This window comes from Micrococcus sp. GPGPB33 (assembly GCF_037853785.1).
Lineage (GTDB): Bacteria > Actinomycetota > Actinomycetes > Actinomycetales > Micrococcaceae > Micrococcus > Micrococcus luteus.
This window is the reverse complement of the sequence record NZ_JAQMWO010000002.1, coordinates 911,881-926,927: the sequence shown is the minus strand read 5'-3', so window position 1 is coordinate 926,927 and position 15,047 is coordinate 911,881. Positions and strand designations below refer to the sequence as shown.

Here is a 15,047-nt window from a genome sequence, read left to right as displayed (position 1 = left end):
CGTTTCCCGAACGAAAACGCGAGGTGGGGCGTAGCCTGGCCGCCATGACCACCGTGTTCTACGACGACCAGGGCCGCCCCGAGCCGCCCTTCGCCGCGGGCGAGGCCGCCACCCTGCTGGGCTTCCTCGACTTCCTGCGCGCCACGATCGAGTGGAAGACGGCGGACCTGGACACGGCCGCGCTGCACCGCCGCCTGCCGGGGCACCCGTCCGCGATGACGCTCGGCGGCCTGCTCAAGCACCTCGCGTTCGTCGAGTTCTGGTGGTTCGAGGCCGTCGCCCTCGGCGAGCCCACCTCGACGCCCTGGGTGGGCGCGGACTTCGACGCGGACCCCGACTGGGACTGGCACAGCGCGGCGCAGGACTCCGCGGCGGACCTGCGCGCCCTCTGGCAGGGCCAGGTGGAGCGGTCCCGGCAGATCGTGGTGGACCTGCTCGCGGCGGACGGCGACGACGGCGCCGCGGCCCTGGCCCGCGCCCACCGGATCCGGGAGGGGCGGGACCCGGTCTCGCTGCGGTGGATCCTCACCCACATGATCGAGGAGTACGGCCGCCACGCCGGCCACGCCGACCTGCTGCGCGAGGGGATCGACGGCCAGGCCGGCGAGTGAGCCCGCCCCACCCGCGGTCCCGCCTGCGGTCGCACCCGGGTTCATCCCCTCGTCGGATGCCCGGCCCCACGCCGGCTGGGTAGATTCTGTGCCATGGCCTCCCCCTCCCCTGCGTCCGCGCACCCGTCCGCCCCCGAGAGCGGGACGGGCCTGGGGTTCACCGGCGCGGCGGGGATCACCGGGCTCACCGCCGCCGAGGTCGCCGAGCGGGAGGCCGCGGGCCTGGTCAACGTCCAGTCGCGGGACACGTCCCGCTCGCTGGGGCAGATCCTGCGCGTGCACGTGTTCACGCTGTTCAACCTGGCGATCGCGCTGTGCGCCGTCGTCGTGATCCTGATGGGCCGCTGGCTGGACCTGCTGTTCTCGCTGGCGGCCGTGGCCAACGTGGTGATCGGCGTGGTCCAGGAGTACTCGGCCAAGCGGAAGCTGGACCGGATCGCGCTGCTGCACCAGGACGACGTCGTCGTCATCCGGGACGGGGCGCGCGTGCCCCTGCCGATGGCGCGGATCGTGCGGGACGACGTCGTGGTGCTGCGCCGCGGCGACCAGGTGCCCGTGGACGGCGAGGTCCTCGTCTCGGACGGCCTGGACATGGACGAGGCGCTGCTCACCGGGGAGAACGACCCCGTGCCCAAGACCCCCGGGGACGCCGTGCTCTCGGGCTCGGCCGTCGTGGCCGGCGCGGGCCTGGTGCGCGCGACGGCGGTGGGCTCGGCCTCGCACGCGGCCCGGCTCAGCGCCGAGGCCCGCCGCTACTCCGCCATCCACTCGGAGCTGCGCGGCGCCCTGGAGAAGGTGGCCCGCTGGCTGACGATCGCCCTGGTGCCGATCATCGCGGTGATCGTGCACGGCCAGATGACGGCGGTCGGCGGCTGGTCCCTCGCCCTCTCCCAGCCGCGCGAGGCCGCCCTGGAGCCCGCGCTGATCGCGTCCGTGGCGGCGGTGACCAGCATGATCCCGCAGGGCCTGGCGCTCATGACGACCATCGCGTTCGCCGTGTCCGCGCTCAAGCTGGCCCAGCAGGAGGTCCTCATCCAGGAGCAGCCCGCCGTGGAGGTCCTGGCCCGCGTGGACACCGTCTGCCTGGACAAGACCGGCACCCTCACCGAGGGCGGCGTCCGGTTCGACCGGCTCACCGCGCCCGCCTCGGCGGACGCGTCCCCGGACGCCCACGACGACGGCGCCCCGGCCGAGGTCGGCGACGGGGCTCGGGCCGTGCTCGCCTGGTTCGGCGCGGACCCGGACGTGAACCCCACCGCGGCGGCCCTGCGCGAGCCCTTCACGGCCGTCCCGGCCGTGGACCCCGCGGCCCAGGTGGCGTTCTCCTCCGCGCGCCGGTGGTCGGCGGTCGCGTTCGGCCCGGAGGCCGGGGCCGCGGCCGGCACGTGGCTGCTCGGCGCGCCCGAGGCCCTCGTGGACGAGCGGCTCCTGGGCCCCGACGCCGCCGAGGCCGTCCGCGCCCAGGTCCACGCCGACGCGGACGCCGGCCGCCGCGTGCTGCTGCTGGCCCGCACGGACGCGCCCCTGATCGGGGATGCGCTGCCCGCCGGAGGCGTCCCGGTCGCCGTCGTGACGTTCCGCGAGAACGTGCGCCCGGACGCCGCCGAGACCCTCGACTACTTCCACGCGCAGGGCGTGCGGACCGTGGTGATCTCCGGGGACAGCCCACGCACCGTGGCCGCCGTGGCCCGCGAGGTGGGCCTCGAGGTGGCGGGCCAGGCCTATGACGGGCGCACCCTGCCGGACGAGCCCGGGGAGCTCGCCGCCGTGATGGCCGAGCACGACGTGTTCGGCCGCGTCAGCCCGGACCAGAAGAAGGCGATGGTGCAGGCGCTGCAGTCGCGCGGGCACGTGGTGGCCATGACCGGCGACGGCGTGAACGACGCCCTGGCCCTGAAGACCGCGGACCTGGGCATCGCCATGGGCAACGCGGCCCCGGCCACCAAGGCGGTGTCCCGGATGGTGCTGCTGGACGGGCGCTTCGACCGCCTGCCGCGCGTGCTCGGCGAGGGCCGCCAGGTGATCGCGAACATGGAGCGGCTCGCCCACATCTACCTGACGAAGACGACGTACGCGCTGCTGTTCGGCGTGGTGTTCTCCCTGTTCGCGTGGCAGTTCCCGCTGCTGCCGCGGCAGGCCTCCACGGTGGACTTCATCATGATCGGCGCGCCCACGTTCTTCCTCGCGCTGCTGCCGAACCCGCGCCGCTACGTGCCCGGCTTCCTGGGGCGGGCGCTGCGGTTCGCGATCCCCTCCGGCGCGGTGATCCTGCTGTCCATGGTGGCCTTGCATGCGTACGTGCGCCTCACCGCCGGCGACGTCGACCTGGCCCGCCAGCAGGCCGCGTTCATGATCACCCTGACCCTGCTGGGCCTGTGGGTGCTCAGCGTGATGTCCCGGCCGCTGAGCGCGCGCGTGGTGGTCCTCATCCTGGCGATGTACGCGGTGCTGGCCGCCGTCGTGCTGGTGCCGGCCTCCCGCTGGTACCACCGGATGGAGGTCCCGCCCACGGACGTGCTCGTGGCCGCGCTGGTGGTCGCCGCGCTCGGGTGCGGACTGATCGAGGTCATCCACCAGGTGCACCGCCGCCACGTGGCGAGGGTGCTGGCCGCCGCGGGGGCCTGAGACCCCTCAGCGGCGGGCGCGACGCACGGCGGCCCGGTAGTCGAGCCACGTCCACACCAGCACGACGACGGCGACCAGCAGGTACGCGACGTCCCACGCGCTGAGCCGCTCCCCGGCCACCACGCCCGGGAGACGGGTGGCCAGGATGAGCAGCACGAGCGCGGTGACCGCCCAGGCCCGCCGGCGGGGCGCGGCGACCCGGTCCTTCTGGAAGCCCGCGGCGTACGACTCCGGGGAGCCGAGCTCCTCGGCCAGCGGGCGCCCGGCCGCGGCCCCGCGTGCCCGCGCGTCACGGACGATCTCGGCCACCCGTGCGTCGGGCAGGTCCTTGCGCAGCCGCAGGACGCCGGCGAGGCGGCGGGCCCAGGCGTCGTCGTCGAGGGCGGCGGGGGCTCCCCCACGGGCCGGCGGGCCGGCGGGAGCAGCCGGTGCGCGAGCCAGGCGAGGCCCGCGCAGACCGGGGCGACGGCGAGCAGCCAGAACGTGCTCCCGGTGAACAGGTGCGTCTGCGCGTTCACCTCGACGAGCCACCATGCGAGCACCAGCCCGAGGGCCAGGAGGGCGGCGACGGCCACCAGCGTGGCGGCCAGCCGCGGGACGCGGGCGAGGAGCCGCTCCCAGAGGACCATCACCGCCGCCCCGGGCACACTCATGAGCACCGGGGACAGCAGCAGCCCCCACGTGTAGTCGGTGGTGAGTCCGTCCCGGAGCAGCCAGACCAGGCAGAACAGGACGGCGATGCCGGCCGCGACCGTGAAGCCGAGCACCGGCACATCGCGCCAGGTGGCGTCGGGTGTGACGGGGTCGGAGTGGGGGCGGATGGTCATCGGCCGGGTCCTTCCTGTGTGCTCCGTTGCGGATCCCTTCCGGCGACCCTACGGCCTGCTCGAGCACGTCTCCGCATCGGGCGCCCTCCCTCGTGCCGGCGTCGGCGTCGCTCTACCGTGGGGCCATGGACTCCACGCTCTTCACCCGTTCGGCCGACCGCGCCGCCCACGACGACGTCAACTTCCGCACCCGCAAGTGGGTCAAGCCGGAGGACCTCAACGCGAACAACACCCTCTTCGGCGGCTCGCTGCTGCGCTGGGTCGACGAGGAGGCGGCCATCTACGCGACCCTGCAGCTGGGCAACCCGCGGTGCGTGACGAAGCTGATCTCGGAGATCAACTTCCTGGCCTCGGCGAAGCAGGGCGACATGATCGAGATGGGCCTGCGCGCCACCGAGTTCCGGGCGCACGTCCCTGACCATGCGGGCGAAGGTGCGGAACATCGTGACCGGCGAGATGATCCTGACCATCGACAAGATCGTGTTCGTGTCCCTGGGCGAGGACGGCAAGCCCGTGCCCCACGGCTTCACCGAGATCACCTACGACCGCGACCGTCTGCCCCTGGACAACCCCCTCTGAGCCGGCCCGCCGCCCCACGCGGTCCGGGGGCGGGCGGCTCTAGTCGATGCCGCGGGCGGCCAGGGCGTCCCCGACGTCGTCCGCGTGCTTGAAGCTGAGCACCAGCAGCGGCAGCGCCCAGGCCCACGGCGCCATCCGCACCCCGCGGGCGGCCTGCGCATGCCGGATCTGCTCGGCCAGGGCGCGCAGGTGCCCGATCGAGGAGAGCACCAGGCCCATCGCCAGGCCCACGCGGTCGGCGCGGAACCCCGCCCGCGCCAGGCGCGGCCCCGCCCACGGGATCCGCTCGACCGGCCGCAGCACCGCCTCGGCCACCCCGGTCATGTCCGCGATCCGGGTGGTGCGCGTCAACACCTGCGCGGTGAGCACGAGCCCGAGCACGCGCGCCACCATGAGTCCGGCGGCGAACGCGTCGGTGAAGATCCACTGCGCCGCGAACAGGACCACGTAGAACAGCCACAGAGCGCGCAGGTCGGAGGCGATCATCGCCGCCCCGCGCCGCAGCCCGAAGCCCACGAGATACGCGGTTACGGCGCCCACGACGGCGGCGCCCGCGGTCCACAGGGACAGTGGCAGCAGGGTCAGGGCCAACACCCACACCGCGAACAGGCCCGTCTTGAGGCCGGCGCGGGCGTGGTGCAGGGGCGAGTCGCCGTGGATGTACAGGGAGAGCATCAGCGCAGCTCCGCCGCCACGGCGTGATCCAGGAAGTGCTCGTACGCCTCGACCACGTCCTCGGCCGGGCCGGTCCGCTCCACACGGCCGCCGTGGACCCACACGGCCTCGTCGCATGCACGGGCCAGCTCGAGGTCGTGGGTCACCAGCAGCAGCTGGAACCCGTCCGGGGCGGAGGGGTCGGCGGCCAGCAGCCGGTCGGCCACGATCCGCCGGTGCCGGCCGTCCAGCAGGGAGGTCGGCTCGTCGGCGATCACCAGGGACGGCCCGGTGGTCATCACCGAGCACATCGCCAGCCGCTGCGCCTGCCCCGAAGACAGGGACAGGCACGCCCGGTCCGCGAGCGCGGTGAGCCGGTGCTCCTGGAGCGCCGCGGCCACGCGCGCGGCGACGTCGTCCTTGGTCAGGCGGCGGCCGGCGTCGTCCCTGAGCGACTTCACGGTCAGCTCCACGTCCTCCCGGACGGTGGGCATGACCATCTGCGCGGCCGGGTTCGCGAACACGAAGCCGACGGTGCGGCGCAGCGCCTTCACGTCCCGGACGGCGTCCACCCCGTGCACGGTCACCTCCCCGGCGACGACGTCGGCCAGCCCGGCGATCGCGCGGGCCAGCGTGGACTTGCCGGAGCCGTTCTCCCCGATCACCGCCACACGCGGGGCGGTGAGGGTGAGGTCCACGCCGTCGAGGAGCACGACGACGCCCTCGGGGCCATCGGCCTCGACGCGGACGCCCGTGAGGGTGACGGAACGGTCCGGGCTCATCGGAAGGCGCGGGGGTAGGCCTTCCACAGGCCGACGACGAGGATGACGGACACGACGAGCTTGAGCAGGTCACCGGGCACGAACGGGGCCATGGAGAGGACGGCGGCGCCGAACTCCATCCCGGCGATCCCGACGAAGCCGAGCACGCCGAAGAAGTAGACCATCACGACGCCACCGATCAGCCCGGCGACGGCCGCCCCGAGCGCGACCCGTCCGGCGCCGAGGCCGGGCCGGGCCCGGGAGGTGAGGGCCCAGAAGATCAGGCCGACGATCAGCGCGGACGGGATCCAGCCGAGGATGAAGCCGGCCGTCGGGCCGGCGAACACGCCCAGGCCGCCGCGGCCGCCGCTGAGCAGCGGCAGGCCGAGCGCCACGAGGCCGGCGAACAGCGCCATCGAGGCGGCCCCGCGCCACGGGCCGAGGATCACACCGGCCAGGATCACGGCGATGTTCTGCAGCACGATCGGGGCGGGCACACCGGCGACGGCGATCGGCGGCACCAGACCGAGGACGGCCATCAACGCGGTCATGACGGCGATGCGCGCGAGGCTGCCGCCGGCGGAACCGCGGCGGGGGCGGCCGGCGTCGGCGGGGCGGTCCGCCGTCGTGGTGGCCGCGGGGCGGACGTGGCCGTCGTGGGACGAGGGCACGGAAGTGCTCATGGAGGGACTCCTGGTGCGGAAGCGAGTGCGAGGGGGCGCTGCCGAGGCGCGGGGCGCATGGCGAGTGCCCGACGAGTTGAACAGTGTTCAGGAGTCTACTGCAGGGGCGGAGGTGAGGGCGGCCGGGGTGCGCTCCCGGGCGATGGTGCGCGGAGTGACGCTGTCGAGATGCAGCGAAGATTTCACAAACGCGCAAATATGTTTCATGCGACCATGAGTCACTTAGGTATTGACATTTGAACCTTGATCGACTAGGGGTCATAGTTCTCCAGTCAGCCCGTGTGCGACGCTGACACCATGAACCAGCCCTCCATGGCCACCCTGTCTTCGGGAAAAATCACCCTGCGCGACGCCCGCCGCGGGACCACACGGGATGTGGAACTGGAGCCCTTCGAGATGGCAGTGCACCCCCTCCATGACCGGAGCACCGGACGCCCGCTCACGCCTCTGACATGGTTCGAGACCATCAACCTCTGCAACGAGCTATCCAATGCCGAAGAGCTGCAGCCGGCCTACACGCGTGCTGGGGACGGACGCTCCGTTACCTGGAACACGAGCGCTGACGGGTACCGATTGCCCACCGAGGCCGAGTGGGAGTACGCCTGCCGCGCCGGAACGACCTCGCCCGCCTACGGGCCGCTTGAAGACATCGCCTGGACCGGCCTCGACCACCTCGAGGGCCCCCAGCCCGTCGTCCGTTCAGAGAACCCTTGACCTTCCCCCGTAGGGGAAGGTGCAGACTGAAGATCAACCACTGGAAAACCAGCCATCAGCTTCTGCCGTCACGCAATGAACCGGTGCCCGATGGCAGTGTAGGGAGATTCGCATGAACGAGGCAGTACCGCATTTCGATCTGGCGATCATCGGTTCCGGTGGTGGCGCGTTCGCTGCCGCGATCAGGGCAACGAACCTCGACAAACGGGTCGTCATGATCGAACGCGGGACCGTGGGCGGGACCTGCGTGAACACCGGATGCATCCCCTCCAAGGCTCTGCTCGCCGCAGCCGAGGCACGCCACACCGCCCAGGACGCCGGCAGGTTCCCCGGCCTCACCGCCACCGCGGGACCCGTGGACATGGAAGCACTCATCGCGGGAAAGCGCGCCTTGGTGGAGAACGTGCGCTCCGATAAGTACGTGGACCTCGTCGCGGACTACGGGTGGGAGCTGCGCCACGGCAATGCTGTATTCACCGGCACCGCCGCGGACCCTGCGCTGGAGGTCACCGCGCAGGACGGGACCAGGGAGACGATCACGGCCGCCCACTATCTGGTCGCGACCGGCTCCACCCCGTGGGCCGCACCGATCAATGGTCTGGACACGGTCGATTACCTGACATCGACCACGGCCATGGAACTCGACGAGGTACCCGAGTCCTTGCTGGTCATCGGCGGCGGGTACGTCGCCCTGGAACAGGCCCAACTCTTCGCCCGCCTCGGCTCGAAGGTCACCATGCTGGTGCGCTCTCGCCTGGCATCGGGTGAGGAACCCGAAGCATCCAGGGCATTGATGAGCGTCTTCGCCAACGAGGGCATCCGGGTCATCCGCCGCTCCACCGTCTCCTCCATCACCCAGGACACGGACGGCGGCATTGCCGCCCAGGCCGACATCGCCGGCGGGCGCGAAACCCTCCGGGCCTCCAAGGTCCTCATCGCCACGGGTCGGCGCCCGGTCACCGACGGGCTAAACCTGGCCGGGGTGAGCGTGAAGACCGGGGACAAGGGGGAAGTCGTCGTCGAGGACACCCTGGTGAGCTCTAACCCACGCGTTTGGGCTGCGGGGGACGTGACCGGGCACCCCGAATACGTGTACGTCGCCGCATCCCACGGCACCCTGATGGTCGACAACGCCTTCAGCGACGCCGGCCGCGCCGTGGACTACAGCCACCTGCCCCGCGTCACGTTCACCAGCCCTAACCTCGCGGTTGTCGGCATGACCGACAAGCAGGCAAGAGACGCCGGGATCAGGTGCGAATGCCGGGTTGTACCGCTGGAATACATACCCCGCGCCGTGGTGAACCGGGACACCCGCGGATTCATCAAGATGGTCGCAGACGCCGACACCGGCAGGATCGTCGGTATCACCGCCGTCGCGAAGGAAGCCGGCGACCTCGCTGCAACAGGCGTGTACATCCTGCAGGCCGGGATGACCGTCGATCAGGTCGCGAACCTCTGGAGCCCGTACCTGACCATGGCCGAGGGCATCAAGATCGTTGCCCAGTCCTTCAAGACGGATGTCTCCAAACTTTCCTGCTGCGCCGCCTGAACACCTGAACCACCGATCGCCGAACACTGACACACCATGCCTTGAAAGGAACGACCGCGATGAACAACATCAGCGAGGTCACTGACCGGCTTGCGTCCAACGAGACGGGGATGGAGCCCTGGCTGTGGATGCCCCTACTGAAACTCCTCGCCCTGGGCGACCCGGTCGACGTGAGCGACCTCGCCGCGGCGACCGGCCGTGCCGGGGAGGAAGTCCGCACTGCCCTCAAGGCGATGGGCGACACGGAGTACGACGGGTCCGGGCGGATCATCGGGCAGGGCCTGACGCAGCGCCCCACGCAGCACCGGTTCGAGGTAAACGGTGAGCAACTCTACACCTGGTGCGCGCTGGACACCCTGATCTTCCCGACCCTGCTGGGCGCATCCGCGCGTATCGAATCCTCACATCAGGCCACAGGCACCCCGGTACGGGTGGCTGTCACAGCGATGGGTGTCACCAGCGTGGAGCCGGCCACCGCCGTGGTGTCCCTGGTGAACCCGGAGGACATCAGCTCCGTCCGCTCATCGTTCTGCAACCAGGTCCACTTCTTCGCCTCACCCGACGACGCAGCGCCCTGGCTCGAAACCCACCCCGGCGGCACCATCATGCCTGTCAAAGAGGCCTACGAACTCGGATCCTCCATGGCTGAGAAGATGCTCACCCACACACCAGGACCCGCCACCGACCAGGTAAGCAACGGCGTCCAAAGCTGCGCCTGCTGAACCAACCGACCACCCACCACTACCCGCCGGACCACCACTGGCAACTGGAGGGCTTGCACGGGTTCAGTACCGGTGCAGGAGGCGGGCCGGGGCCGGTGCGAGATGTTGACGAAGGACCGGAAAGAGCCGGGAAAGATCCGCTGAATCTGAAGGAGAAATTCTCATGAGTGAACATTTCGATGTTGCCGTCCTCGGTCTGGGCCCAGGCGGGGAGGTCGCGGCCGACCGGCTTCTGAAAGCCGGGAAGAACGTCGTGGTCTTCGAGCGGGAACTAATCGGCGGGGAATGCGCCTACTGGGCGTGTATCCCTTCCAAGACCGTCCTGCGGCCGCCGGAAGCGCGCACGGAAGTTCAACGGGCCGCCGGTGTCTCCGGCGCCGAACTGGACTGGGCTGCCACTGCAAAGTACCGGGACTACATGATCCGGAACCTCGATGACCAGGCACAGGTCGACGGGTACATCAAAGAGGGCGCCGTGGTGATCAAGGACGAAGCTCGGATTACCGGACCGGGCCGGATCCAGGCTGGAGACCGCGAGATCACAGCCGAGCACATCATTATCGCCACCGGCTCCGACGCCGTGATCCCACCGTTGGACGGCATCGACCAGATCACGGCCTGGACGAACCGTGAAACCTACACCACCAGCACGCTCCCCGAGCGGGCGGTCATCATCGGCGGCAGCGCCGTCGGCGTGGAAACCGCGACGTTCCTGGCCCGCTTCGGAGTGGCCATCACCCTGATCCACTGCGGCGAGAGGTTACTGGACCGCGAAGGGCCCCGGGTGGGGGAACTTGCCCACCAGTACCTGCAGGAGGCCGGCATCGACATCCGGCTGGCCACCTCCGCCGTCCAGGCGCGGCGCGAGGGAGCCGACAGCATCATCGAGCTTCAGACACGCGACGGCGATCCAGCCGGTGAGGTGGCAGCAGACGTCGTGATCTTCGGTACCGGCCGCACACCACGCACCGAAGGACTCGGCTTCGAACACGCTGGCGTAACCCTCGGCGACCACGGAGAAATCCAGATCGACGACCACTGCCGCGCCGGCGAAAACACGTGGGCCATCGGCGACGTCACCGGCATCATGCCTTTCACCCACGTCGCGAAGTACCAAGGCCGGATCGCCGCCGACGCCATCCTCGGCCGACCCCACCCGGCCACCTACGACGGCATACCGCGTGTCGTATTCACCGACCCCGAAATCGCCGGCGCCGGACTAACCCAGGAACAGGCAACGAAGCAGGGCATCCGCACCATCGCCACGGAACTGGACCTCGCCGACGCCATCGCCCGACCCTGGACCTACGAGCAGGACCCCCGCGGGCACCTCGGCCTACTCGCCGACGCCGACCGGAAGATCCTCATCGGAGCCTGGGCCGTCGGCCCCATGGCCGGAGAGTGGATCCACCACGCCTCCCTCGCCATCCGCACGCAACTGCCGATCGACACGCTCCTGGACCAGGTCGCCCAATTCCCGACCTACCACGAGGCCTTCCAGGTCGCCCTCGAACAACTCGACCTCACCCCCTAACCGGGTCGAGAAACGTACAGGCGGGAGCACGAAGGAATTGGCACACCACAAAGACCCCCATCACCTTCGTGATCTTCCAGCAAAATGGAAGATTACGGAGTCTTTCGAGAACGAGGTGAAGCATGCGTATCGGTGAAGTAGCGGCGGCCTCCGGCGTGACGACCAAGGCCTTGAGGTTTTACGAGGAGCGAGGGCTCCTGCCGCAGGCCGACCGAGCCACCAACGGCTACCGCGACTATCCAGAGGACACGATCGTCAGGCTTGAATTCATCCGGCGCAGCCAAGTTGCCGGCCTCACTCTGGCCGAAATCCTCGACATCCTCCAAATCCGGGATGCTGGCACGGCGCCGTGCGGCCACGTGCGTGATCAGCTTGCCGAGCACCTGACGAACCTGGACAGGCACATCGCCGAACTCACCGCGCTCAGAGAAACCGTTGCCGGCCTTCACGGAACCGCGGCGGCCGGCGACCCCGCTCAGTGCAATGCCGAAGTCATCTGTAGCTACCTTTGATCATCGGCACATCCACAACCAGACGTTTCAACGGAATCACTCAGCGACGACGGACCGCAATCCATAAGCCGCACCGCCGGCAGACGTAAGCCGCGCCATCCGCCAACGCGTGCAACCTGCTCAACGGCAGACGCCGCCCACAGCACGAACAGTGCGCACTGGTGTCGCTGGTTTGGACCATTGTCCATCGTAAGACCGACTCTTCAACCACAGGCCCTCTAGGGCGGGGTCTAGGATTTCACGACAAAACGTTTGTTGCGCCAGGGGTGCCTATGAAACCCGCCGTCAGCCGGACGTAGAACCTGTCGTCTGCGGAAAGCTCAGATCCGATCACCCACCTGATTAGCAGGCCTTAAAGCGTTACAAAAACCACGCCATTTAGCGCTGCGATTCACACCGTCTCTGACGTGATGGTCTCGTGGGCGGGCGGGGCGTGTAAAGGGGTGTAAGCGGCCATGAAAAGCTGCCCATAGGTGGCCAGGGAATGACCCGCTGACGGCCATGAGGACTGCCCAGTGATGGCCACGGGAACTGCCCGGTGCTGGCCATCTGGTTTGCCCGCGTTGCTCGTTGCCCGCCGCGTCGTGAGCCGGCGGGGGCCTCCTCCCCGGGTTGGATATCGGTGTCGAATCGAATCCAGCGAGGAAGAGGCCCTGAATGAAGGATGCCGCAGAAACCATGAAAATACTCAGTGCCTATGACCTGACCAAGTCATTGCGGGGCGCCGCCGAGCTGGCCGGTTGCTCCCATCACACCGTGGCCCGGCTGGTGCGGGCCCGCGACGCCGGCCAGACCCCTGGATCCGGAGCCAGCCGCCCGAAGGTCACCGATGTCTGGCTGCCCAAGATCGAGGAATGGGTCGAGGCCTCCACGGGCAGGATCCGCGCCGATGTCGTGCACGCCAAGCTCACCGCAATGGGCTACACCGGCTCTGAGCGCTCCACCCGGCGGGCGGTGGCCGAGGTGAAGGCCGCCTGGCGGGCCGGGAAGCGCCGGGTGCACCGGCCCTGGATCACCGAGCCGGGCGCATGGCTGCAGTACGACTTCGGCGATGGGCCGGCGATCGACGGGGCCAAGACGGTGCTGTTCGTGGCCTGGCTGGCCTGGTCCCGCTACCGGATCGTCATCGCCCTGCGTGATAGGACGGCTCCGAGTGTGTTCGCCGCCCTGGACCGGTGCTTCCGGCTGATCGGGGGCGCGCCGACCTATGTGCTGACGGATAACGAGAAGACAGTGACGGTCTCTCATGTGGCCGGGGTGCCGGTGCGTAACCAGGCCACCGTGGCGTTCGCTCGGCATTACGGCGTGGAGGTGCTGACCTGCCAGCCAGCGGATCCGGCCGCCAAGGGCGGGGTGGAGAACGCGGTGAAGCTGGCCAAGGCCGACCTGGTCCCGAAGGACACCAACCTGCGGGACCAGTACGCCTCGTTCGCTGAGCTCGAGGCCGCCTGCGCGGGGTTCATGGCCATGGTGAACTCCCGGGAGCACCGGGTGACCCGGCGCCGCCCGGACCACATGCTCGCCGAGGAGACCAGCGCGTTGCATCGGATCCCCGCCACGGCGCACACCGTGGCCTACGGGGTGGGACGGAAGGTGCCGGAGAACACGCCGATGGTCTCCTTCGAAAACGCCCAGTACTCGGTGCCCGCGCACCTGCTCGGGGCCGAGGTGTTCGTGCGCCATCACGGCACCGGACCGGACTCGATGGTGGTGATCATGCACGCCGGTGCGCAGGGGCCGGTGGAGGTCGCCCGGCACCGGGTGGCCCGGCCCGGGTCCCCGGCCATCGACGACGCGCACTTCCCCGGCCACGAGACGGACAAGGTGCCCGGGGACTACACCCCGGTGCCCCGTTCGGCGGCGGAGGCCGAGTTCCTGGCCATCGGGGCCGGAGCGAGGACCTGGCTGGTGGAGGCCGCCGCGGCCGGCACCAGCCGGATCGGTCAGAAGATGGCCGAGGCCGTCACCCTGGCCAAGCTCGCCGGCACCGACCAGGTCGACCGCGCCCTCGGGGTGGCCGCGGTGCACCAGCGCTTCGCCCACGGCGACCTGGCCTCCCTGCTCACCGCCGCCGGCCACCGCACCGGGATGCACACCGCCACCGAGGAACGGTCCCTGACCCAGGGCACCGCCGGCTGGGCCGGCCTCGGTACCTCCAACACCGAGGGGGCAGCCCGGTGAGCATCCACACCCCGAACACCGCCGCACCGGCGCTGCCGGCCGATTTGGAGGCGCTGTTGCGGCAGCTGAAGATGCCCCACGCCCGCGGTATCGCCGCCGAGGTACTGGCCACCGCCCGGGCCCAACGCTGGGAGCCGGCCGAGGTCCTCAAGGCCCTGCTGGTCGAGGAGACCACCGGTCGGGCCCGATCCATGCTCGCCGCCCGGCGCAAGGCCGCCGGGTTCCCCACCGGCAAGACCTTCACGACCTGGGATCCGGGCGCCTCCTCGATCCCGGCCCCGACCCAGCAGTCCCTGCGCACCCTGGAATGGCTCTCGCGCAGAGAGAACCTCGTGGTCTGCGGGCCCTCCGGCACCGGCAAGACCTTCTTCCTCGAGGCCCTGGGCCAGCAGGCCGTGGAGGAGGGCAAGCGGGTGGCCTGGTTCACCCTGGAGGACCTCGGGGCGATGATCCGGGCCCACCGGCCCGATGACACCATCACCAAAGCCGTCGCCCGAATCCTGCGCGCCGACCTGATCGTCATCGACGACATCGGCCTGCTGCCGGTCGCCGACGATGCCGCCGAGGGCCTCTACCGCATCGTGGACGCCGCCTACGAGAAACGCTCCGTAGCGATCAGCTCGAACCTGCACCCGGCCGGCTTCGACGAGCTGATGCCCAAGACCCTGGCCACCGCCACCGTGGACCGGCTCCTGCACCACGCCCACGTGTGCCAGACCACCGGAGACTCCGTACGGATGACCCAGGCAATGGCCGGGAAGGGAGTCATGCCACTGAACTGATCCCATCACGGTGGCCAGCACCACCACCCAAACGGGCAAACCAGCTGGCCACCAGTGGGCAGTTCTGATGGCCACCAGCGGGAAGAAACACTGGCCGCCTATGGGCAGAACTCAATGGCCCTTGACAAAGGGGTATACCCGACTGGACACGGACCCAGAGAGACCCCTGCACCGCCGGGGCCCCGTCCGAAACGTGCGCATCCCCGGGACGAAGGAGGGCCCGGGTCCCTGACCCCGAGGAACGGATCAGGACCGAGCCCATTCCCTCATCTGGGCTGGAAGAGCTCCGAGTCGGGTCAAGTCCCTGGAAGTG

General features: G+C 70.0%; 13 protein-coding genes and 1 pseudogene. 10 read left to right on the top strand and 4 right to left on the bottom strand.

All coding sequences use genetic code 11. From position 1 onward, the window contains the following. Positions 1-44 precede the first annotated feature (44 nt). Positions 45-611, top strand: a complete 567-nt coding sequence (locus POD19_RS04500; protein WP_041104677.1) for a DinB family protein — start codon at positions 45-47, stop codon at positions 609-611. 93 nt (positions 612-704) lie between these two features. Next, positions 705-3,236: an HAD-IC family P-type ATPase gene (locus POD19_RS04495; RefSeq protein WP_069941807.1), complete on the top strand. Its 2,532-nt coding sequence runs from the start codon at positions 705-707 to the stop codon at positions 3,234-3,236. A gap of 6 nt (positions 3,237-3,242) precedes the next feature. Here POD19_RS04495 and POD19_RS04490 read toward each other — a convergent pair whose 3' ends face one another. After that, the gene (locus tag POD19_RS04490; protein WP_340309345.1) at positions 3,243-3,770 is read right to left on the bottom strand and encodes a hypothetical protein; all 528 of its coding nucleotides are present in this window, start codon (positions 3,768-3,770) and stop codon (positions 3,243-3,245) included. A gap of 418 nt (positions 3,771-4,188) precedes the next feature. Between POD19_RS04490 and POD19_RS04485 the strand changes: the two are divergent. Further along, a pseudogene (locus POD19_RS04485) lies at positions 4,189-4,642 on the top strand (acyl-CoA thioesterase). A 39-nt stretch (positions 4,643-4,681) separates the two neighbouring features. Here the strand turns inward: POD19_RS04485 and POD19_RS04480 are convergent. Genes POD19_RS04480 through POD19_RS04470 form a run of 3 tightly spaced genes read right to left on the bottom strand, consistent with a single transcriptional unit; the run spans position 4,682 to position 6,740 of the window. Then, positions 4,682-5,317 (bottom strand): energy-coupling factor transporter transmembrane component T family protein, encoded by a 636-nt coding sequence (locus tag POD19_RS04480; RefSeq protein ID WP_036336646.1) that lies wholly within the window; start codon positions 5,315-5,317, stop codon positions 4,682-4,684. Next, the gene (locus tag POD19_RS04475) at positions 5,317-6,078 is read right to left on the bottom strand and encodes an energy-coupling factor ABC transporter ATP-binding protein (RefSeq protein ID WP_036313854.1); all 762 of its coding nucleotides are present in this window, start codon (positions 6,076-6,078) and stop codon (positions 5,317-5,319) included. The genes POD19_RS04480 and POD19_RS04475 overlap by 1 nt, the downstream gene beginning before the upstream one ends. After that, positions 6,075-6,740, bottom strand: coding sequence for a biotin transporter BioY (locus POD19_RS04470; protein ID WP_144819263.1), 666 nt, complete (start codon positions 6,738-6,740; stop codon positions 6,075-6,077). The genes POD19_RS04475 and POD19_RS04470 overlap by 4 nt, the downstream gene beginning before the upstream one ends. A gap of 297 nt (positions 6,741-7,037) precedes the next feature. Here POD19_RS04470 and POD19_RS04465 point away from each other — a divergent pair, with 297 nt between their 5' ends. From POD19_RS04465 to istB, 7 genes are all read left to right on the top strand, one after another. Next, positions 7,038-7,454 (top strand): SUMF1/EgtB/PvdO family nonheme iron enzyme, encoded by a 417-nt coding sequence (locus tag POD19_RS04465; RefSeq protein ID WP_227448837.1) that lies wholly within the window; start codon positions 7,038-7,040, stop codon positions 7,452-7,454. A gap of 112 nt (positions 7,455-7,566) precedes the next feature. Further along, positions 7,567-9,003, top strand: coding sequence for a mercury(II) reductase (gene merA / locus POD19_RS04460; RefSeq protein ID WP_020624860.1), 1,437 nt, complete (start codon positions 7,567-7,569; stop codon positions 9,001-9,003). Positions 9,004-9,062: 59 nt separating this feature from the next. Beyond that, entirely contained in the window at positions 9,063-9,725 is a 663-nt protein-coding gene (gene merB / locus POD19_RS04455; protein WP_036336638.1) for an organomercurial lyase MerB, read from the top strand. A 163-nt stretch (positions 9,726-9,888) separates the two neighbouring features. Further along, positions 9,889-11,259: a dihydrolipoyl dehydrogenase family protein gene (locus tag POD19_RS04450; RefSeq protein ID WP_144819261.1), complete on the top strand. Its 1,371-nt coding sequence runs from the start codon at positions 9,889-9,891 to the stop codon at positions 11,257-11,259. Between the two features lie 122 nt (positions 11,260-11,381). Next, the gene (locus POD19_RS04445; protein WP_036334145.1) at positions 11,382-11,771 is read left to right on the top strand and encodes a heavy metal-responsive transcriptional regulator; all 390 of its coding nucleotides are present in this window, start codon (positions 11,382-11,384) and stop codon (positions 11,769-11,771) included. A gap of 657 nt (positions 11,772-12,428) precedes the next feature. Next, positions 12,429-13,952, top strand: a complete 1,524-nt coding sequence (locus POD19_RS04440; protein ID WP_031943827.1) for an IS21-like element ISMlu14 family transposase — start codon at positions 12,429-12,431, stop codon at positions 13,950-13,952. Further along, complete coding sequence (istB, locus tag POD19_RS04435; RefSeq protein WP_010078636.1) at positions 13,949-14,734, top strand: IS21-like element helper ATPase IstB; 786 nt, start codon at positions 13,949-13,951, stop codon at positions 14,732-14,734. The genes POD19_RS04440 and istB overlap by 4 nt, the downstream gene beginning before the upstream one ends. Positions 14,735-15,047 lie beyond the last annotated feature (313 nt).